The following is a 19,889-nucleotide window of genomic DNA, read 5'->3' as shown; positions in this document are numbered from 1 at the left end:
CGGTCGCGACGGTCCGTCCTGCTGCCCCGTCTCCTTGCGCGAGTGAATGCGGAACCGGCCAGCGCGATCGAGGAGGCCGCGCTGGTGGCGCGGGCACGCCAGGGGGATGGCGACGCCTTCGCCGCGCTGTACCGTCTGCATGGCCGGGCGATCTACGCGCTGGCCCTGCGCATCAGCGGCGATCCGGCGACGGCGGAGGACATCGTGCAGGACACCTTCCTCAAGGCCCTGCAGAGCCTGGGCGGCTTCCGCGGCGACGCACCGTTGCGCGCCTGGCTCAAGCGGATGGCCAGCAACCTCGCCATCGACCGGCTGCGCGCCGCGCGTCCGACGCTGAACCTCGACGACGTGCAGATCGACGCCGCCGAGCCCTCCACCGAGCGGCGCCTGGACGCGCTCGGCCTGCTGGCGCGCCTGAGCCCGCAGGCGCGCACGGTGGTCTGGCTGCACCAGATGGAAGGCTATTCGCACCCGGAGATCGCCGCCCTGTTCGGACACACCGAGAGCTGGTCGAAATCGATCCTGTCGCGCGCGCTCGCCCGGTTGCGCGGCTGGCTGGAGGAGTCGCCATGAACCCGATGCCCGGAACCGACACCCCGCGTCCGTCCGAGACCGGCGACGACGCGCGCGTTCTCGCCTACCTCGCCGGCCTGCCCGAGCCCGAGCCGCCGGCCACGCTGTGGCTGCGGCTGGCCGCCGCCCGCCAGCGCCGCCACACGCGCCGGCGCGCCGCCCGCTTCGGCCTGGCCGCCGTCGCCGCGCTGGCGCTGGCCGTGCTGGCGCCATGGCGTGTCGCGCCCCCGCCGCTGGCGCCGTCGGCCCTGCCGCCGGAGGCCGTCGCCACCTTCGCCATGCCCTCGCTGGACGATGCCGACGCGATCGCCGAGCTGCGTGCGCTCGACCGCGCCCTGCAGTCGGCCTACGAGCAGGGCGCCAGCGAGCAGGAGGTGGCGGCGCTGTGGCGGGCGCGCGAACGCGCCGCCGCCCGCCTGCAGCCGGCCACCCCACCACTTCCCCAGCCCCTGCGCATCTGAGGTTTCCGCCATGGACTTCCGCCCCGCCACCAGATGCGCGACCCGGATCGCATTGGCGCTGCTGCTGGCCCTGCCGCGGCCGGCCGACGCCAGTGAGGCCCAGATCGACGCCGAGATGCAGGCCCTGCTGCTGCGGCTGGGCGAGGCCGGCCGGCTGCCGGCGCCGGGCGGCGCGCCGCTGCGGATCGAACGGCCCGAGCGGGTGCGCCACGAGCTGGGCGCGGTGGTCGACGTGCGCGGCGGCCAGGGGCCGGGCCTGGCGGTGCTGGCGGTGACACCGGGCAGCGCCGCCGAACGGCTCGGCCTGCGCGTCGGCGACCGCCTGCTGGCGATCAACGACCACACGTTCAGCGGCGAGGCGCCGGCCGCCGAGACCTTCCGTGCCGCCCTGGCCGCCCGCGATGGCGCGCTGGCGCTGCGTGTCCGGCGCGGCGAGCGCGAATTGCACCTGACCGGCCAGGCCGACCGGGCGGTCGTGCCCGCCTACACGCTCACCATCGGCGCGAGCGCCGCCCCGGCCGCCCCGCCCGCCGCCGGCTGCGGGCGGATCAGCACCTTCGACGCCGCCCCGCGCGCGCAGCACATCCACCCGGCGGTGCTGATCGCCATCGACGGCCGCCAGCCCGGTCCGAGCGGCGCCGACAGCTTCCGCCTCGACGCCGGCCGCCACGTGCTGACCGTGGCCGAGGCGATCGACGCCCGCCAGTTCACCGCGGTGCAGCAGTACCAGCGCGACCGCGCCCGGCGCGAGCGCTACAAGACGCTGGAGATCGAAGTGCGGCCAGACACCACCTATCGACTGGGCGCGCGCCTGATCAGCGAGCGCCGCGCCGAGATCCGCGACAACGCCTACTGGGAGCCGGTGATCTGGGCGGAGGTCGCCGAAAGCTGCCGCTGAGCGCCTTGAAAAATGCGCGGGCGCTCAGGCCGCGGCGCAACAGACCTTGAACTTGCGCCCGCTGCCGCAGGGGCAGGGGTCGTTGCGGCCGGGCTGCGGCGCGCGCCGCACCGGTGCGCGCGGGGTGGCCTGGTCGATCCGGTGCTGGTGCAGGTCGGCGAGCAGGTCGGGAATCGCGAAGACGATCTCCAGCCGCTCGCGATAGCTCAGCGGCGTCGGCGGGTCCTGCGGGTCGGCGGCCAGCACCTCGCCGGTGGCGAGGCGCTCGAGCAGTTCGACGGCCTCGTCGATCCACGGCTCGGCGTCGAGCCAGCGGTCCCAGGCCTCGCCGCGCAGCTCGATGCCGGCGAAGAAGCCCAGCGCCCAGTCGTGGCCGATGTCCAGGTCATCGGGGTGATCGGCGAGCGGGTCGTCCGGCAGCGCCACCAGCGGCGCCAGCGCCTCGGGCAGGTCGTCGCCGTCGTGGCGGACGCGGCGCAGCACGGTGTTCCACAGGCCGCCGAGCAGGCGCTCGACCTCCGCCGCCAGCTCGGCGCTGTCCCAGCGCGGCGGCTTCGGGCCCCAGACCAGCGGCTGCCATTCCTCGGCCGGCACCGGCTCGGGGCCGACCGCCAGCGCGGACAGGAAGCCGTCGAGCGCTTCCAGGCTGAAGCCCCTGAAGGGCACGGCGCGCCGTTCGAGCAGGTCGTCGAGACGGGCGACCTCGGCATCGTCGAGCGTCGCGGGGGCAGGGGAGGTTCGCATCGCGCGCATGTTACCCGCCGCGACGCCGGCCGGGCGCGGTGAGCGCCGCGAACAGCGCGCCGCCGAGCGCGCCGGTCAGCGCCAGCGCCAGCATCCCGCCGACACCACGCGCCGCCGACAGCGGCATCAGCGCAAAGACCTGGCGCATGACCAGCAGCGCCACCAGCACGGCGACGCCGCCGGCCAGCGCGCACAGCGCGCCGCGCCAGGCCGGCCGCCGGCGCGCCAGCCAGGCGGCGGTCGGCAGCGCGACCAGGAAGCCGGCGGCGATCACCCCCGCCCAGCCCGGCCCGAAGCCGAGCAGGTCCTGCGCACTGGTGCGCAGCCGCAGCGCCAACGGGATCTCCGCCCCCAGCGCCTGCAGCGCGGCGAGGTTCACCTGGGTCTGCACCAGCGTGCCGAGCGTGGCGGCGAGCAGCACCGCGGCCAGCCAGGCGGCGCACAGGCGCAATACGGGATGCAGGCGCATCGACATCTCCCGGAGAAACGGCATCGCCTCCGACTATGCCGCAAGTCGTGCGTCGTCCGCCTGCTATCGTGTGGGTCCGGTCAGGATCGGGAGACGCGGGGTGTTGCGGACCATCGCTTGCGCGGTATTGCTGTGCGGCACGCTGGCAGCCCAGGCCGCCGGGTATCGCATTCAGACGCTGGCCGAGGGCCTGGAGCACCCGTGGTCGCTGGCCTTCCTGCCGGACGGGCGGATGCTGGTGAGCGAGCGCCCCGGCCGCCTGCGCGTGATCATGGACGGTGAGCTGCTGCCGGCGCCGGTGGCCGGCGTTCCGGCGGTCTACGCCGCCAGCCAGGGCGGCCTGCTGGAGGTGCTGCCCGATCCCGGCTTCGCCGACAACGGCCTGCTCTACCTGTCCTTCGCCCACGGCACGCCGCGCGCCAATGCCACCCGCGTGGTGCGCGCGCGGCTCGACGGCATGACCCTGCATGCGGTCGAACCGATCTTCACCGCCCGGCCGGGCAAGCGCACGCCGGTGCACTACGGCGGCCGCATGGCCTTCCTGCCCGACGGCACGCTGGTCATCGGGCTGGGGGACGGCTTCGACTACCGCGAGCAGGCGCAGCGGCTGGACAGCCACCTGGGCAAGATCGTGCGCATCCGCCCCGACGGCAGCGTGCCCGACGACAATCCCTTCGTCGGTCGCGCCGACGCCCTGCCGGAGATCTGGAGCCTCGGCCACCGCAACGTGCAGGGGCTGGTCTACGACGCCGAGCGCGGCGCGCTGTTCTCGCACGAGCACGGCCCGCGCGGCGGCGACGAGCTCAACCGCATCGTGCCCGGCGGCAACTACGGCTGGCCGCTGGCGACCCATGGCGTCGACTACACCGGCGCGCGCATCACGCCGTTCACCGAGTACCCGGGCACGCAGGCGCCGCTGTGGCAGTGGACGCCGTCGATCGCGCCGGCCGGGCTGGCGCGTTACGACGGCGACCTGTTCCCGCACTGGCGCGGCGACCTGTTCGTGGCGGCGCTGGCGGCCCGGCAGGTGCGCCGGCTGCGCCTGCACGGCGATGCGGTGATCGAGGAGGAGACGCTGTTCGCCGAACTCGGCGAACGCTTGCGCGATGTCCGCGCCGGGCCGGACGGCGCGCTCTACCTGCTCACCGACAGCCCGCGCGGGCGTCTGCTGCGGGTGCGGCCGGCGGACTGACTGGCGCGCGCGCTTGCGGTTTGGCTACGTGGCGCGCGCCGTGTCCGTCGCGTCGGTGCCCACGCCCAGCCGCGCCAGATAGCGCGCCGCCTTGCCGGCCTGGTCGAGCAGCCGGCGCAGCGCGCTGGCGCGGTCCAGCGTGCGCACCAGCGCGGCAGCGCCGATCTCGCCGCGGCTGCCGGCGCGCAGCAGTTCGCCTTTGACCTGTCGATAGAGCGCCTCGAAGCGTGCCTGGGCAGCGTCGAGTGCAGCCAGGTCCGGTCTGTCCTGCGGGTCGGCGGCGGCGAGGACCTGGTCGGCGGCGGCGCGCAGCTCGGCGATGGCCGCGGCCTGCGCCGCCGGCAGCTCGCCCGGGCTCGGCGTGCGCGCCAGTTCCAGCGCGCGCTCGGCCATGCCGCGGAAGTACTGCGCCACCCGCACCGCCTGCGGCAGGGCGCCGTCCACCACCGCGTCGCCGCCGCCGTGCACGCTGCCGGCATAGTCGATCACCGCCTCGCCGAGGCGCTCCAGGGTGGCCTGTTCGGCGAGCAGCCGGGCGTCCTGTCCGCTTTCGCTGCTGAGCGCGGCTCGTGCCATCCGGTGCGCGATCGCGCCCATCCGGCGCAGCTCCATCGCCAGCGCGTCGATCGCCAGCCGCGGCGTGGCGACGATGTGGCGGTCGAGATGGTGCGGCAGGCCCTCGTCGGCGTCCTGCGCACCGAAACGCCGGCCGAGCCAGCGCACCAGCGCCGCGGTGAACGGCCAGATCGCCAGCAGGCCGAGCAGGGCGGTCAGGGTGTGGAAGATCGCCAGCAGCGTGGCCGGGTGCGCGGCCAGGCCGAAGGCCTCGGCGGCCAGCCGCGACAGCGCCAGCAGCCAGGGCAGCAAGGGCAGCGAGATCGCCGCCGTGACCAGGCTGAAGATCACGTGCGCCGCCGCGCTGCGCTTGGCCGCCGGGGTGGCGCCGAACACCGCGAACGCTGCCGTCGAGGTGGTGCCGACCTTGGCACCGATCACCATCGCCGCCGCCGCGGCGAGCGGAATCAGTCCGCCGGCGGCGGCGGTGAGCGTGACCGCCAGCGCCGCGCTCGAGGACTGCATCAGCACGGTCAGCACGATGCCGAGCGCGGTGTAGAGCAGCAGCAGGCCGACCCCGTCGCGCGCGCCGAGCGCGTGCAGGTCGAGCGCGTCGCCGACGCCGGCGAAGCTGTCCTTGAGCACATCCAGGCCGAGAAAGAAGATGCCGAAGCCGGTCAGCGCCTGGCCGAGCGCGGCGCGGCGGCCGCCACCGCTGATCCACAGCCCCATGCCGAGCGCGACTGCCGGCATCGCCAGCCGCTGCAGGTCGAGGTTGAAGCCGACCAGGGCGACGATCCACGAGGTCAGGGTGGTGCCGACGTTGGCGCCGAAGATCACGCCGATGGCCTGGCCGAGGTTGAGCAGGCCGGCGTTGACGAAGCCGATGGTGGCGAAGATCACCGCGCTGGAGGACTGCACCAGCGCGGTGATCAGCACCCCGGAGGCGACGCCACGCACCGGGCTGCGCGTGGCCGAGGCCAGCAGGCTGCGCAATGCCGGGCCGGCGGCGATCTTCAGCCCGTCGCTCATCAGCCGCATCCCGAGCAGGAACAGGCCGATGCCGCCGGCGAAGACGATCAGGCCGGACCAGGACATGCGCGGGACGCGGTGGGTGACATCGCGGAGATGGTCGACGAGGACGGTCGCGACGGCAAGCCGTGCGATGCCCGCCTACAATCGATTCCAAGCCCGTGACGCAGGCATGACCGACAAACCCTTTTCGCCCGCCGCCGAGCGCAACCGCGAACCGATCCTCGCGGTGCTGCGCGAGCATTTCGCCGCCCGCCGGCGGGTGCTGGAGATCGGCAGCGGCACCGGCCAGCATGCGGTGCACTTCGCCGCGGCCTTGCCGCACCTGCAATGGCAGACCTCGGACCTGCCGGCGAACCACGCCGGCATCCGCGCCTGGCTGGAAGCGGCGGCGTTGCCGAACGCCTTGCCGCCGCTGGCGCTGGACGTGAGGATGGCGCCGTGGCCGGCGCGCGGCTTCGATGCCGCGTTCAGCGCCAACACGCTGCACATCCTGGGCTGGGCCGAGGTCGAGGCGATGTTCCGCGGTCTCGATGCGGCGCTCGACGCGGACGCGGTGCTGGCGATCTACGGGCCGTTCAAGCGTGGCGGCCTGCACACCAGCGACAGCAACGCCGCCTTCGACGCCGCGCTCAGGGCGCAGGCGGCGCACATGGGCGTCCGCGACCTCGAAGCGGTCGACGCGCTCGCCGCCGGCATCGGCCTGCGCCGCGTGGCCGAGGTGGCGATGCCGGCCAACAACCTGTGCCTGGTCTGGCGGCGCGGCTGAAGCGCGCCGCGATTCAGCCGACCGCGTCCACGGCCGTCGCCGGTGCGCGCGCGTTGCGCACCCGCACCGCCACCGCCGGCGTGGCGGCGGGCAGCTGGCGGGCGCAGCCGCCGCGGTCGATCTCCTCCAGCCGCAGCCGCGCGATCAGGAAGTCGATGAAGGCGCGCACCTTCGGCGACAGCACGCGGCCATGCGGGAACACCGCATTGAGGTCGTACTCCGGTCCCGACCAGCCGGGCAGCACGCGGCGCAGGCAGCCGTCCTCGATCGCCTGCTGCACCATCACGTGGCTGGCCAGCATCAGGCCCTCGCCGGCGAACAGCGGCGCCTTGAGCGCGTACGGGTCGTTGGCGACCAGCACCGGGCTGATCGCGAACTCGTCCTTGCGCGCGCCGTCGCTCAACGGCCACACGTAGCGGCCGCCGCGGCGGTAAGCCGGCAGCGCCAGCGCACGGTGATGCTGCAGGTCCTCGGGCGTGAGCGGTTCGCCATGGCGGGCGAGATAGTCGGGCGTGGCGCAGACCAGGGTGCGGAAGGTCGCCAGCCGGCGCGCGACCAGGCTGGAGTCGGGCAGTGCACCGATCCGCAGCGCGATGTCGATCTCGCCGGAAATCAGGTCCAGGCGCTCGTTGCTGAGCACCATCTCCACCCGCACTTCCGGATGCTGGGCGCGGAACTCGGTCAGCAGCGGCGTGATCGCCATCAGGCCGAGCGAATACGGGGCGGTGACCCGCAACCAGCCGCGCGGACCGCCCTGCAGCTGGTTGACCGCGTTCTCAGCGTTCTCCAGTTCGCGGGCGATGCGCTGGCAGTGCTCGAAATACACCGTCCCGGCCTCGGTCAGGCCGAGCTTGCGGGTGGTGCGGTGGAGCAGGCGCGCGCCCAGGCGTTCCTCCAGTTCCTGCACCTTGCGGCTGACGGTGGTCTTGGGCAGGCCGAGCTGGCGCGCGGCATGGGTGAAGCTGCCGTGCTCGACCACTTTCACGAAGATCAGGCTGGTATTCAGATCGCGGGTCATGGACCGCTCCCATTGTCCCGTGCCCGGGACGGATCGTGGCGGAATCGCAACAAAGTGCAGTTTGCGCCCTCTATTGTCCAATGCCCGGGACATTGCATCCGGGCGCAGCCGGCTGATCAGCACTGTCGGCCGGCCATGGCCTGGGTGCGCGGAACCTCTGGACTTGTGCAGAGGTTCCTTGACCCTCGGATCCGGGAAGTCAAGCCGTCCGATGCCCGCCCGCGACACGGCGGGCGGGCAGGCTCAGGCCGCCGCCCGTTCGGCGGCCGGATGGCGCCACTTCGCCAGCAGTTCGTCCTGCCGCGCCAGCGCTTTCTTCAAATGCGCTTCCTTGACGTGGCCGTAGCCGCGGATCTGCTCGGGGATCGAGGCGATCTCGACGGCCAGGGCGAGGTTGCCGGCGTCGAGCCCGGCGAGCAGCTCGTCGAGGGTGCGGGCATAGTCGGCGATCAGCCGGCGCTCCATGCGGCGCTCGGCGGTGTAGCCGAACACGTCCAGCGCGGTGCCGCGCAGGAAGCGCAGCTTGGCCAGCAGGCCGAAGGCGGTCTGCACCCACGGGCCGTACTCGCGCTTGATCAGGTGGCCGTCGGCGTCGCGCTTGCTGAACAGCGGCGGGGCGAGGTTGAAGTGCAGCGTGTAGTCGCCCTCGAACTGGGCCGCGATGCGACGGCGGAACTCGTCCGAGGCGTGCAGGCGGGCGACTTCGTACTCGTCCTTGTAGGCCATCAGCTTGAAGGCGTAGCGGGCAACCGCCTCGGTGAGTTTGGTCGAACCCGGCGCCTTGGCGTTCTCGGCCGCGCGCGTCTTCTCGACCAGCGCGCGGTAGCGCTCGGCGTAGGCGGCGTTCTGGTAGTCGGTGAGGAAGGCGACGCGGCGGGCGATGGCCTCGTCGAGGTGCTTCGACAGTGCCTCGTCGTCCAGCGGCGCGGCGAACCGCTCGGCCGCTGCGGCGGGCTTGAGGCCGGCGGCTGCGCGCACGGCGTCGATGTCGACCGCCGCGAGGCGGCCCCAGGCGAAGGCCTGCCGGTTCATCTCCACCGCGGCGCCGTTGAGCTCGATCGCGCGCAGGATCGCCTCCAGGCTCAGCGGCACCAGCCCCTGCTGCCAGGCGTAGCCGAGCATGAACAGGTTGGTGGCGATGGCATCGCCCAGCAGCGCGGTGGCGAGCGTGGTGGCGTCGACCAGCAGCGGGTCCCTGCCGGCCAGCGCGAGCTTGACCGCGTTGATGATCTCATCCTTCGGGAACTGCAGGTCCGGCTTCATGGTGAAGCTGCCGGGCATGGCCTGGTAGGTGTTGAGGACGACCTGGCTGCGCTCGGCGCGGATCTTCGACAGCGCCCAGTAGTCGTTGACCACGACCATGTCGCAGCCGAGCACGAGGTCGGCTTCACCGGCGGCGATGCGCACGGCGTGGATGTCGGCGGGGTGCCGGGCGATGCGCACGTGGGTGGTGACCGCGCCGCCCTTTTGCGCCAGGCCGGTCTGGTCGAGCACGGTGGCGCCCTTGCCCTCCAGGTGGCCGGCCATGCCGAGCAGGGCGCCGATGGTGACCACGCCGGTGCCGCCGACGCCGGTGATCAGGATGTTCCAGGGTTGCGACAGGTCGCTGCGGAAGGTCGGCATCGGCAGGTCCTTGAGCCGGTCCTCGGCGGCGACACCCTTCTTCTTGCGCAGCTGCCCGCCCTTGACGGTGACGAAGCTCGGGCAGAAGCCCTTCACGCAGGAGAAGTCCTTGTTGCAGTTGGACTGGTCGATCTCGCGCTTGCGCCCGTACTCGGTCTCCTTGGGCAGCACCGACACGCAGAAGCTCTGCACGCCGCAGTCGCCGCATCCCTCGCAGACCAGCGAGTTGATGACCACGCGCTTATCGGGATCTTCCATCTTGCCGCGCTTGCGGCGGCGGCGCTTTTCGGTGGCGCAGGTCTGGTCGTAGATCAGCACGCTCACGCCCGGCACCTCGCGCAGGCGCTTCTGCACGGCGTCGAGCTCGTCGCGGTGCACGAACTCCACGCCCTCGGGAAAGATCTCCGGCCGCGACCACTTGGCGATGTCATCGGACATCACCACGATGGTGCGCACGCCCTCGCTGCGCACCTGGTGGGCGATGTCGGGCACGCCGAGCGTGCCGTCCACCGGCTGGCCGCCGGTCATCGCCACCGCGTCGTTGTAGAGGATCTTGTAGGTGATGTTGACGCCGGCGGCGATCGCCTGGCGGATCGCCAGCGAGCCGGAGTGGAAATAGGTGCCGTCGCCGAGGTTCTGGAAGACGTGCTTTTCCTCGGTGAACGGCGCCTGCCCGCACCAGGTCACGCCTTCGCCGCCCATCTGGGTGAAGGTGTCGGTGCGACGGTCCATCCAGGTGACCATGTAGTGGCAGCCGATGCCGCCGAGTGCGCGGCTGCCCTCGGGCACCTTGGTCGAGGTGTTGTGCGGGCAGCCCGAGCAGTAGTGCGGCACGCGCGGGAAGTTGGCGCGCGGCAGCGCCAGCTCCTGCTCCTTGGCGCGCAGGAAGTCGAGCTGGGAGGTGATCCGTTCGGAGGTGTGGAAGCGCGCCAGCCGCTTGGCGATCACGCGGGCGATGCGCGCCGGGGTCAGCTCGGAGGTGCTCGGCAGGATCCACTCGCCGGCCTCGTCGTACTTGCCGACCACGCTGGGGCGGTGCTCCCAGTTGAACATGTACTCCTTGATCTGGCTCTCGATGAAGGCGCGCTTTTCCTCCACCACCAGGATGTCCTCCAGCCCGCGCGCGAACGCGCGGATGCCGACCGGCTCCAGCGGCCAGGTCATGCCGACCTTGTAGACGCGGATGCCGATGTCCTCGCAGGCGCGGCGGTCGAGGCCGAGGTATTCCAGCGCCTGCAGCACGTCGAGGTAGCTCTTGCCGGTGGTGACGATGCCCAGCCGCGCCTTCGGCGAGTCGATCACGACCTTGTCGATATGGTTGGCGCGGGCGAAGGCCTGCGCCGCCTGCATCGCGTACTGGTGCAGGCGCAGCTCCTGGTCGAGCGGCGGGTCCGGCCAGCGGATGTTGAGGCCGCCCGGCGGCAGTTCGAAGTCGGTGGGCAGGACGATGTCGAGCTGGTGCGGGTTGACGTTGACCGAGGCCGAGGACTCCACCGTCTCGGCGATGGTCTTGAAGCCGACCCAGCGGCCGGTGTAACGGCTCATCGCCCAGCCGAGCAGGCCCATGTCGAGGATGTCCTGCACCCCGGCCGGGTTGAGCACCGGCATCAGCGCCGAGACGAACTCGTGCTCGGAGCCGTGCGGCAGGGTCGAGCTGCGGCAGGCGTGGTCGTCGGCGGCCAGCGCCAGCACGCCACCGTGGGGCGAGGTGCCGGCGGCGTTGCCATGCTTGAACACGTCGCCGCAGCGGTCCACGCCCGGGCCCTTGCCGTACCACATGGCGAACACGCCATCGACCTTGGCGCCCGGGAACAGGTTGGTCTGCTGGCTGCCCCAGACCATGGTCGCGCCCAGGTCCTCGTTCAGGCCCGGGGTGAACTCGATGCCGGCCGCCTTGAGGTGCTTCTTGGCCTTCCACAGCTCCAGGTCGAAGCCGCCCAGCGGGCTGCCGCGGTAGCCGGAAATGAAGCCGGCGGTGTTGAGCCCGGCCGCGCGGTCGCGCATCCGCTGCATCAGCGGCAGCCGCACCAGCGCCTGCACGCCGGACAGGTAGATGCGTCCCTCGGTGCGCGTGTACTTGTCTTCGAGCGTGTAGCGGGTGTCGATCGACGGGGCGTCGAGGCAGGGGGCGGTGGCGGACATCGGGCGACCTGGCGGCTGGGCGGAGGGTTGGGCTGGACGCGGGAGCGCGCCGCACAGGGCGCAGGCGCGTCCATGCGGCGCGGCGGTCGGCCGCGAAAGTGTGATCGGCGCCACAACTTTTCGCGGCCGTCATGTTTTTAACTCCGGGGTGGCGGGGCGACACGCCGCCCGCTGGAGCAAAGGCTCGAAATTGTAGCAGTTCCGCCCGCCGGCCCCGGTTCGGGGGGCGATCCGGCGGGCGTACCGACGCTCACCGTCCAACCAGCAAGCAGAAGATGTCGTACGTGCGTGCCCTGATTCCGCTCGGCCTGCTCTGTCTGGCCCTGGCCTGGCCGCCTTCCGTCCCGGGCCAGGCCTTCGAACTGCCGGTGCCGGCCACGAGCTATCCCGACGAGGATCCGGCCGCGGCGGTCTATCCCGGTCTCGACCCTGCCGATCCGGCGGTCGAGCGCGCCCTGCAGGATGCCCTGCGCCGCGACCGCCGCAATGTCACCGCCATGGCCCAGCTCGCGCTGCTGCAGGCCTGGCGCGGCCCGCGCGGACGCTGGGAGCGCGATTACGAGCGTGCCGCGGCGCTGGCGCCGGCGGGCAGTCCGGAGGCGCGCTACGTGCGCTGGTCCTGGGGCTGGGCACTGTTCGCCGGCGGCGATTTCCGCGGTGCGCTGACCCAGTGGCAGGCCGCCGAGCAGGCGCACGGCGGCCGCCCGTACTGGGTGCCGGCGACCTACGCCATCGCCCTGTGGGCGATGGGCGAGCGTGATCTGGCGCTGCAGTTCTTCGCCGTCGCGGCGCGCGAGCAGCCGCAGCGCTGGGGCAGCGCCGAGGCGACCGCCGCCACCGTCGCGCGCTGGCGTCCGAACGAGCGCTTCGCCGCCGAGTCGCTGGCGGCCCGCCACGACGGCCACGCCCCCTGAGCCGTTGCGCGATCGGCGCGTGACCGCCGCCACCGGCGCGAGGCGGGCGACTGCGCTATCTTCAGGCGTTCGACGTCACCGGACCGATCGCCCATGCGCTACCTGCGCCTCGCCCCGCTCGCCCTGTCGCTGCTCGTCCCCGGAGGCCACGCCATGTCCGCCGACCGCATCACCGGGCGCGAATTCGCCACCCGCTCGGAAGTAATCGCGCCGCAGGCGATGGCCGCCACCTCGCACCCGCTCGCCACCCAGATCGCGCTCGACGTGATGAAGCAGGGCGGCACCGCGGTCGACGCCGCCATCGCCGCCAACGCCGCGCTCGGCCTGATGGAGCCGACCGGCAACGGCATCGGCGGCGACCTGTTCGCCATCGTCTGGGATCCGAAGACGAAAAAGCTGCACGGCTACAACGGCTCCGGCCGTTCGCCGAAGTCGCTCACGCTCGACTGGTTCCGCGAGAACGGCCATACCGAAGTGCCCTCGCACGGCCCGCTGCCGGTCACCGTGCCGGGCACGGTGGACGGCTGGTTCGCCCTGCACGGCCGCTTCGGCAAGCTGCCGATGCGGCAGATCCTGGCGCCGACCATCCGCTACGCCCGCGATGGCCACCCGGTGCACGAGACGATCGCGTACTACTGGAACCGCAGCGTGCCGCTGCTCGCCAAGTGGCCCGGCTTCCGCGAGCAGTTCACCATCGACGGCCGCGCCCCGCGCAAGGGCGAAATGTGGAAGAACCCGTACCTCGCCGACACCCTGGAGAAGATCGCCCGCGGCGGCCGCGACGCCTTCTACAAGGGCGACATCGCCCGCGTCATCGACGCGTACATGCGGGCCAACGGCGGCTTCCTCGGCTACGAGGACATGGCCGCGCATGCCGGCGAGTGGGTCGAGCCGGTCAGCGTGGACTACCGCGGTTACGACGTGTGGGAACTGCCGCCGAACGGCCAGGGCATCGCCGCCTTGCAGATGCTGAACATCCTGGAAGGCTACGACTTCTCGCAGATCCCCTTCGGCAGCGCCGAGCACATCCACCTGTTCGTCGAGGCCAAGAAGCTGGCCTTTGCCGACCGCGCGCGCTGGTATGCCGACCCGGCCTTCCACCCGGCCCCGGTGGCGAAGCTGATTTCCAAGGAGTACGCCGCCCAGCGCCGCGCCCTGATCGACCCCGAGCGCGCCGCGCGCGCCGTCGATGCCGGCCGCAACCTCAACCAGGGCGACACCATCTACCTCACCGTCGCCGACAAGGACGGGATGATGGTGTCGCTGATCCAGTCCAACTACCGCGGCATGGGCAGCGGCATGACCCCGCCGGGGCTGGGCTTCATCCTGCAGAACCGCGGCGAGCAATTCGTGCTCAAGAACGGCCACCCGAACAGTTTCGAACCCGGCAAGCGCCCGTTCCACACCATCATCCCGGCCTTCATCACCAAGGACGGCCAGCCCTGGGTCAGCTTCGGCGTGATGGGCGGCGCCATGCAGCCGCAGGGCCACGTGCAGATCGTGATGAACCTGATCGACTTCGGCATGAACCTGCAGGAAGCCGGCGACGCCCCGCGCATCCACCACGACGGCTCCACCGAGCCGGCCGGGCAGGTCACGGAGATGGCCGACGGCGGCATCCTCAACCTGGAAACCGGCTTCGGCTGGGAGACGATCCGTGCACTGATGCGCAAGGGCCACCGCATCCAGTTCGCCGACGGTCCCTTCGGCGGCTACCAGGCGATCATGCGCGACCACGCCAACGGCGTGTACGTCGGCGCCAGCGAGAGCCGCAAGGACGGCCAGGCGGCGGGTTACTGACTGCGGCCATGCGGTGACGCAGGAGCCGGGCTTTCCGCATGGCCTTCGACGCCTTCGCCCTGATCCTCGCCATGCTGCTGCTCGGCATGGCCTTGCGCCGTCTCGGCGTGTTCGGCGATGCCGCCGCCGAGACGCTCAACCAGGTCGTGCTCTACGTCTGCCTGCCGGCCGCGGTGCTGCGCTACGCGCCGCAGCTCGGCTTCGACCTGTCGCTGCTCGGCCTGGTCGCGGTGCCGTGGCTGCTGCTGGCGCTGACCGTGCCGTGGGTGGCGTGGCTCACGCGCAGGCTCGGCCTGCGCCGCGACGAGCGCGCCGTGCTGCTGCTCACCACCGCGCTCGGCAACACCAGCTTCCTCGGCTTTCCGCTGGTCCACGCGCTGCTCGGCGAGGCGGCCCTGCCGTATGCGGTGGCCTACGACCAGTTCGGCAGCTTCCTGATCCTGTCCAGCTTCGGCCTGTACGTGCTGGCCCGCTACGGCGGTGACCGCGAACCGGGCGTGGCCGACATCGGCCGGCGCATCGTCCGCTTCCCGCCGTTTCTCGCCCTGGTGTTCGGGCTCACGCTGATGCCGGCCGAGCCGCCGGCCTGGATTGCCGGCGGCCTGCAGCGTCTGGCCGACGCGCTGCTGCCGCTGGTGGTGCTGGCGATCGGCATCAGCATCCGCCTCAAGCTGCCGCGCGACGAACTCAAGCCGCTCATCGCCGGCCTCGCCGGCAAGCTCGTGCTGATGCCGCTGCTCGCCCTCGCGCTGGCCCTGCCGCTCGGCCTGCGCGGCACGCTGGCGCAGGCGGCCGTGCTGGAGGCGGCGATGCCGCCGATGATCACCGCCGCCGCCTTGGCGATCTCGCACCGCCTCGCGCCGGGGCTGGCCGCGGCGCTGGTCGGCTACGGCATCCTGCTTTCGCTGTTCACGCTGCCGGCGTGGACCTGGCTTCTCACCCGGACATTCGCATGAGCGAGCACGACAACGACAGCGACGATGCCACCCCCGGCGTGCGCTTCCCGCCGCCGCTGATCTTCCTGCTCGGCCTGCTGGCCGGCATCGGGCTGGAATACATGCTTTTCGACTGGACGCTGGTGCGGCCCGAACGGCTGTTCTGGCTGCGCCTGCTGGCGCTCGGCTTCGCCGCGGCGGCGGCCTGGCTGCTGGTCGCCGCACTCGGCGGCTTCCGCCGCCAGGGCAACGACCCGCGTCCGTGGCGCGAGGACAGCGCGCTGGTGGTCGAGGGCATCTACCGCCATACCCGCAATCCGATGTATGTCGGCATGGCGCTGGCCTACGTCGCCATCGCGACCTGGCTCAACACGCTGTGGCCGCTGCTCACTCTCGGGCCGGTGCTGTTCGCGATCCGCCACTACGTGATCGCCCGCGAGGAGGCGTATCTGGAACGGCGTTTCGGCGAAGCCTACCGCGACTACTGCCGCCGGGTGCGACGCTGGATGTAGCCGCGCGGGTCGGCGGCCGCGCGCTGGGCGTGGCGCCGGCTTGACAGCCGGCAAAACGGGGCAAGTAAACTCACCCGGCCCGGCCGAGCCCAGGCGAGACGACACGTCCAGGGAGGATTCCATGCTCAGGAAGAGTCTGTGCCTCGCACTGTCTCTCTGCGTATTCCTGACGACCATGCCGGCTCCGGTCCGGGCGTATGGCCCGGGCGGCGATGTGGCCGAGCTCGAGACGGATCCCGGGGATTTTCGGCCCATCATCCGATCGACCGGATACATCCCTCCTTCCTCCGGTCAGGAGGAGATGGCCTATTTCACGGCGACCGATCTCGCCGGTCGGTTGTGGAACATCGACGTCAACCTCACGCGAGCGAGGGCCACCTATGTCGCGGACGACGGCACCGTGCGCTCCGGCGAACTGCCCGTGGAACAGGTGGAGGCATTCCGTGCGGCGGCAGGCCTGGCCTCGTCGCCCGACCAGCGGATCCAGTGCCTGGCACACCCTGTATGCGCGGGCATCGTGGGCACGGTCATCGCGATCGGCCTGACCGTGCTCTCATTCTGGACTTCCTGTCGAATGACAATGGCGCATCAGGCCAGAATCGCAGCCAACGAGTGGGAGCATTGTCAGATTCAACTCGTCAACGGAATGGCGCGCGGTCAGACATGCTCGTTGGCCTATAGCCGGCAGGAGGCGAATCCCGACGATTGCTTCGGCGGTCATGTCGCATGCAGCGTCCACTGCAGCGACTGATCGGGGCCTTGGGCCGAAGGAACGACAAGGGCGCGCTGCCACAGCGCGCCCTTGTCCGGTTGTCATTGCTCGCGCTCGCGGTACTGGTGCTTGCGTGCTACCAGATGCCCGGCTGGATCGTGCGTGGGTGGCTGGTGCAATCGGAGTTCGTCGTCGGGGTGGTGGCTGAGGCCGTCCCCGCGCCCGCCCTGCCCGCCGATGTGCCTGGCCTGCGCGCCATCGACTGCCGCCCCGGCCCTCCCGTCGTGCCCGGGGGGCGGGGGCGACTGGCGATGCCAGGCGATGAATCCACGCATACCTGCCACTACCGCTTTGGAATGGATGCGTCGACGCTCCTGCAGCGGCGGGACGTTTCACTGCTGGAGCTGATCGAGCGGACGCTCGGAGCGGCGGCGGCGTCACGGGCCACGTGGACGACGCGGGAAGTGTTTCTGGGCAGCGAGCAGGCGGCGGAAATCCTGCCTGATGCGGTGAACCTGCTCGTGTGGGTTGGTCTGGCACTGCTGCTGGGCTGGCGACCGGCAGCCGACCTCGCGCAGCTGCGCGTGCTGGGAACCAGACGGCATTGGCCGACCGCCGCACTGTGGTGTTCGCCCCTGATGGTCCAGTGGCTCTTCTCGTCATTGCGACGATGGGGGCCCGAGTCGTTGACCCCGCTGCTCTGGAGTACCTCGGCGATCACGCAGAAGGCGGGCTGGCTGGCGTCGGACCTGTTTCGTGGCTGCGTGGCGGCGCCCGTGGTCGAGGAGCTGGTGTATCGGGTCTGGCTGATCCCCCTGCTTGCGCGGATCATGAATCCGCACGCGGCGGTGATCCTTTCAGCGGCGGCCTTTTCCTGGCCGCACGGGCAGGCATACCTGGCGTACTTCGCAGGCGGCATCGCGTTCGGCTATCTGTGGCTGGTATTCCGCAACGGACTGCTCTGCATGGCGATCCATGCGGCAGGCAACCTGGGGCCGGTGCTTTTCATGCGCGACCGCTTCACCTGGCTGCCTGGTGTCCACGAGGTCTTTTCGCCATGACGGATCGAGTCTGGCAGCCCATGCCCGCCGGACGGCGGTGCGGTTGGCGAGACGGACCCGCAGCCGGTCTGTACGGAAGCACTGCAGCGGCCGACCCGCCCTGTGCCGCCCTGTCGATCACGCGTGCGGCGCGCTCGGCCCGCCGCCGGATTCATGCGCCCGCCAGGCCGCAGGGGCCGTGCATGGGGCACGTATGCCCCTGAGGGCCGGCTGCCCGGGGAGTGAATGCAGCCCGTGGCGCCGCTGGGGCCACGGCTGCTCCTGCTCCTGGTCGCCGCGCTGGTGTCCAGGTACTACCAGTGGCCCGGGTATTGGCTGACCGATCGGCTGGCCACGGTGGATGTCGTCTTCGAGCTCGCGACCGAGGCGACGCCGCAGCCGCGTCTGCCCGCCGACGTTCCCGGGCTGCGCACGGTCGATTGCCAGGTCAGCCTCCGCCGCCAGATGCCGCCGGAGGTCTATCAGGGCTGGGCGCAGCGCGCGCCGCAGGCCGGTATCCACACCTGCCGCTTCGGTTTCGCGCTGTCCCAGGCGCAGCTGTTCGCCACCGGGTTGGACCTGTTCACGCTGCTGCCGGCCGCGCTGGGCGCGGCCGCCCCTGTGCCCTTGCCCGACCGGCCGGTGGGCCTGGCGGCCTGGCGCACCGAGGAGGTGGTGTTCGGCCAGCGATCGCTGTGGCGGCACTTGCCCTGGATCATCACCTTGCTGCTGGTCCCCCCGCTCTGCGCCCGTGCCACCGGCTTCCGCGTCCGCGCCGACTGGCAGCGGACGCGGGATCTGCTCATCCGCCACGATCCCGACTGTCCGGCCTGGTGTCGGCCGCGGCTGGTGCTGAGCGTGTCGCTGGGCGTCGTGTTCGCCGCCTTCCTCGCGAACATCCTGTTGCGGCAGGGCGGTATGCCGCCGTCGCCGGACAGGTGGTTGCCGCCCGATTTTTCGTTTGGAATGGAGTTGCTCAGCGCTGTCGTGGCCGCACCGGTCGTCGAGGAGCTGGTCTATCGGGCCTGGATGATTCCGTTCCTCGCGCGAGGCATGTCTCCGCATCTGGCGATCGTGCTGTCCGCCGCGCTGTTCTCCTACGCGCACGGGAACCACTACCTGTCGCACTGGATCTTCGGCGTGACGTACGGCTACCTCTGGCATTACACGCGCAGCCTCACGCTCTGCGTCGCCGGGCATGCGCTCCACAATCTGTCCGCCACGTCGCTGCGGCACTTTTTTCCCGCCTAGGCACGGCGTGCCGCGGCCGGTGCCGGGCGCAAGGCGGGGGAACGCGCCGGCGGGCGGGTCTCGACCGGCTGCTATCCTGTGGCCGGCTCGTCTGGACAGGGAGAAAGTCGCCATGCCGATGCATTCAGGTCGTCGCCACGCAGGTCGCCGCCACGGCTGGCTGCTGTTGCCCCTGCTCGCCGTGGCTGCGGCCACGCGAGTATCGGCGCAGGACGCGGCACCGGACCCGGATCCCCGGTTCATGCTCTGGAGCGAGGCCCTGGACCGGGCCCAGCGCGAGCACGCCCGCCAGCTCGCCGCGCGGCCGCAGCCGCAGGCGCGGCTCGCCGCCTTCCTGCTGTATCCGCCCGAGCGCGAAGGCACGGACGCGGCGCCGCGGCTGGTGTCGGCCCCGCAGGCGCTGGCCTGGCTCGATGCCGCCGAGGCGCTGGCGCCCGAGGACCCGCGCCCGGCCTGGGCGCGGCTGCTGGCCTGTCACGGGGAGGAGGCAGTCTGCGGCCGCGCGCAGGCGCTGGCGCAGTTGCAGCGGCTGGAGGCCGACAATGCCGCGGTCTGGCTGCTGGCGGCCAGCCGCAGCCGCGAGGACGGCGAGCGCCAGCAGCACCTGGCGCGGATGCTGGAGGCGACGCACTATGCGACCGGCTTCCAGGCGCTGGTGCGGCTGCAGTACGAGGCCTGGCGCCAGCTGCCGCTGCCGCCTCGGGATGCGGCGACGCAGCGGGCGCTGGACCGGGCGCTGGCGAACGGGCTGCCGGCCGACGACGAGGTCGTTCGCGGCACGCTGGCACTGATCCAGATCACCTCCCATGCCTTCCTCGCGCTGCAGCCGGCGATGCGGCACTGCGCGCCCGAGGCGGTCGCGGACCGGGAGGACGGCCTGCGCCAGGCCTGTCTCGGCCTGCTCGAGACGATCGCCGCCGACGAAAGCAGCGTGATCGGACCACATCTGGCATTGCCGCTGCTGGTCCGGCTCAGCGCCGGGGATCCGGTCGCGCAGGCGCACTGGCGCGAGCGGCTGCGCGCGCATGCCTGGGTCTACGAGCAGGGGGCGACCCAGCACTCGGCGCTGCTCGGGTCGGCGGATGCGCTGCGCGCCTATCTCGCCACCTTCGCGAGCCGTGGCGAGCTGGCCGCGGCCCGCGAGCTGATGCGGCGTGCCGGCGTCCCGGCCACGCCGCCGCCGGACTGGCTGCCGGTCCATCCGCAGATGCGGGCCCTGCTCGCGGACGGCCGCCTGCCCGACTGAAGG

General features: G+C 71.9%; 18 protein-coding genes. 13 read left to right on the top strand and 5 right to left on the bottom strand.

Annotated elements, in window-relative coordinates; genetic code table 11:
* Nucleotides 1-42 precede the first annotated feature (42 nt).
* Genes HNQ58_RS07000 through HNQ58_RS06990 form a run of 3 tightly spaced genes read left to right on the top strand, consistent with a single transcriptional unit; the run spans nucleotide 43 to nucleotide 1,932 of the window.
* Nucleotides 43-573 carry a sigma-70 family RNA polymerase sigma factor gene (locus tag HNQ58_RS07000; protein ID WP_183948196.1) on the top strand — a complete coding sequence of 177 codons (531 nt, stop codon included), beginning with the start codon at nucleotides 43-45 and terminating at the stop codon, nucleotides 571-573.
* The gene (locus tag HNQ58_RS06995) at nucleotides 570-1,034 is read left to right on the top strand and encodes a hypothetical protein (RefSeq protein WP_183948195.1); all 465 of its coding nucleotides are present in this window, start codon (nucleotides 570-572) and stop codon (nucleotides 1,032-1,034) included. Before HNQ58_RS07000 ends, HNQ58_RS06995 begins: the two co-directional genes overlap by 4 nt.
* A gap of 10 nt (nucleotides 1,035-1,044) precedes the next feature.
* Complete coding sequence (locus tag HNQ58_RS06990) at nucleotides 1,045-1,932, top strand: PDZ domain-containing protein (RefSeq protein ID WP_183948194.1); 888 nt, start codon at nucleotides 1,045-1,047, stop codon at nucleotides 1,930-1,932.
* A 24-nt stretch (nucleotides 1,933-1,956) separates the two neighbouring features.
* On the opposite strand, the gene HNQ58_RS06985 is transcribed toward HNQ58_RS06990, so the two are convergent.
* Nucleotides 1,957-2,685 (bottom strand): UPF0149 family protein, encoded by a 729-nt coding sequence (locus HNQ58_RS06985; RefSeq protein ID WP_246417136.1) that lies wholly within the window; start codon nucleotides 2,683-2,685, stop codon nucleotides 1,957-1,959.
* A gap of 1 nt (nucleotide 2,686) precedes the next feature.
* Nucleotides 2,687-3,145 carry a hypothetical protein gene (locus HNQ58_RS06980; protein WP_183948193.1) on the bottom strand — a complete coding sequence of 153 codons (459 nt, stop codon included), beginning with the start codon at nucleotides 3,143-3,145 and terminating at the stop codon, nucleotides 2,687-2,689.
* Nucleotides 3,146-3,245: 100 nt separating this feature from the next.
* Between HNQ58_RS06980 and HNQ58_RS06975 the strand changes: the two genes are divergently transcribed.
* The gene (locus tag HNQ58_RS06975) at nucleotides 3,246-4,337 is read left to right on the top strand and encodes a PQQ-dependent sugar dehydrogenase (RefSeq protein ID WP_183948192.1); all 1,092 of its coding nucleotides are present in this window, start codon (nucleotides 3,246-3,248) and stop codon (nucleotides 4,335-4,337) included.
* A gap of 24 nt (nucleotides 4,338-4,361) precedes the next feature.
* Here HNQ58_RS06975 and HNQ58_RS06970 read toward each other — a convergent pair whose 3' ends face one another.
* Nucleotides 4,362-5,990, bottom strand: a complete 1,629-nt coding sequence (locus HNQ58_RS06970) for a Na/Pi cotransporter family protein (protein ID WP_183948191.1) — start codon at nucleotides 5,988-5,990, stop codon at nucleotides 4,362-4,364.
* Nucleotides 5,991-6,096: 106 nt separating this feature from the next.
* Here HNQ58_RS06970 and HNQ58_RS06965 point away from each other — a divergent pair, with 106 nt between their 5' ends.
* On the top strand, nucleotides 6,097-6,693 hold the full coding sequence (locus HNQ58_RS06965) for a DUF938 domain-containing protein (RefSeq protein WP_183948190.1): 597 nt from the start codon (nucleotides 6,097-6,099) through the stop codon (nucleotides 6,691-6,693).
* Between the two features lie 13 nt (nucleotides 6,694-6,706).
* Here the strand turns inward: HNQ58_RS06965 and HNQ58_RS06960 are convergent, their stop codons facing one another.
* On the bottom strand, nucleotides 6,707-7,711 hold the full coding sequence (locus HNQ58_RS06960; protein WP_183948189.1) for a LysR substrate-binding domain-containing protein: 1,005 nt from the start codon (nucleotides 7,709-7,711) through the stop codon (nucleotides 6,707-6,709).
* Nucleotides 7,712-7,954: 243 nt separating this feature from the next.
* On the bottom strand, nucleotides 7,955-11,476 hold the full coding sequence (locus HNQ58_RS06955; RefSeq protein ID WP_183948188.1) for an indolepyruvate ferredoxin oxidoreductase family protein: 3,522 nt from the start codon (nucleotides 11,474-11,476) through the stop codon (nucleotides 7,955-7,957).
* Nucleotides 11,477-11,760: 284 nt separating this feature from the next.
* On the opposite strand from HNQ58_RS06955, the gene HNQ58_RS06950 reads away from it, so the two are divergent.
* The 8 genes from HNQ58_RS06950 to HNQ58_RS06915 all read left to right on the top strand — a co-directional run bounded on the left by HNQ58_RS06950 (nucleotide 11,761) and on the right by HNQ58_RS06915 (nucleotide 19,886).
* Entirely contained in the window at nucleotides 11,761-12,390 is a 630-nt protein-coding gene (locus HNQ58_RS06950) for a tetratricopeptide repeat protein (protein WP_183948187.1), read from the top strand.
* A 93-nt stretch (nucleotides 12,391-12,483) separates the two neighbouring features.
* Entirely contained in the window at nucleotides 12,484-14,190 is a 1,707-nt protein-coding gene (ggt, locus tag HNQ58_RS06945) for a gamma-glutamyltransferase (protein ID WP_183948186.1), read from the top strand.
* Nucleotides 14,191-14,228: 38 nt separating this feature from the next.
* Nucleotides 14,229-15,146: an AEC family transporter gene (locus tag HNQ58_RS06940; protein WP_183948185.1), complete on the top strand. Its 918-nt coding sequence runs from the start codon at nucleotides 14,229-14,231 to the stop codon at nucleotides 15,144-15,146.
* Nucleotides 15,143-15,637, top strand: coding sequence for a methyltransferase family protein (locus HNQ58_RS06935; protein WP_183948184.1), 495 nt, complete (start codon nucleotides 15,143-15,145; stop codon nucleotides 15,635-15,637). The genes HNQ58_RS06940 and HNQ58_RS06935 overlap by 4 nt, the downstream gene beginning before the upstream one ends.
* Before the next feature lie 121 nt (nucleotides 15,638-15,758).
* Complete coding sequence (locus HNQ58_RS06930; protein WP_183948183.1) at nucleotides 15,759-16,388, top strand: hypothetical protein; 630 nt, start codon at nucleotides 15,759-15,761, stop codon at nucleotides 16,386-16,388.
* Nucleotides 16,364-17,410, top strand: a complete 1,047-nt coding sequence (locus HNQ58_RS06925; RefSeq protein WP_183948182.1) for a CPBP family intramembrane glutamic endopeptidase — start codon at nucleotides 16,364-16,366, stop codon at nucleotides 17,408-17,410. Before HNQ58_RS06930 ends, HNQ58_RS06925 begins: the two co-directional genes overlap by 25 nt.
* Nucleotides 17,411-17,644: 234 nt before the next feature.
* Entirely contained in the window at nucleotides 17,645-18,640 is a 996-nt protein-coding gene (locus HNQ58_RS06920; protein ID WP_183948181.1) for a CPBP family glutamic-type intramembrane protease, read from the top strand.
* 112 nt (nucleotides 18,641-18,752) lie between these two features.
* Nucleotides 18,753-19,886 (top strand): hypothetical protein, encoded by a 1,134-nt coding sequence (locus HNQ58_RS06915; protein WP_183948180.1) that lies wholly within the window; start codon nucleotides 18,753-18,755, stop codon nucleotides 19,884-19,886.
* Nucleotides 19,887-19,889 lie beyond the last annotated feature (3 nt).

It is taken from the genome of Rehaibacterium terrae (genome assembly GCF_014202935.1).
GTDB lineage: Bacteria > Pseudomonadota > Gammaproteobacteria > Xanthomonadales > Xanthomonadaceae > Rehaibacterium > Rehaibacterium terrae.
This window is presented reverse-complemented; position numbering and strand designations above follow the sequence as displayed.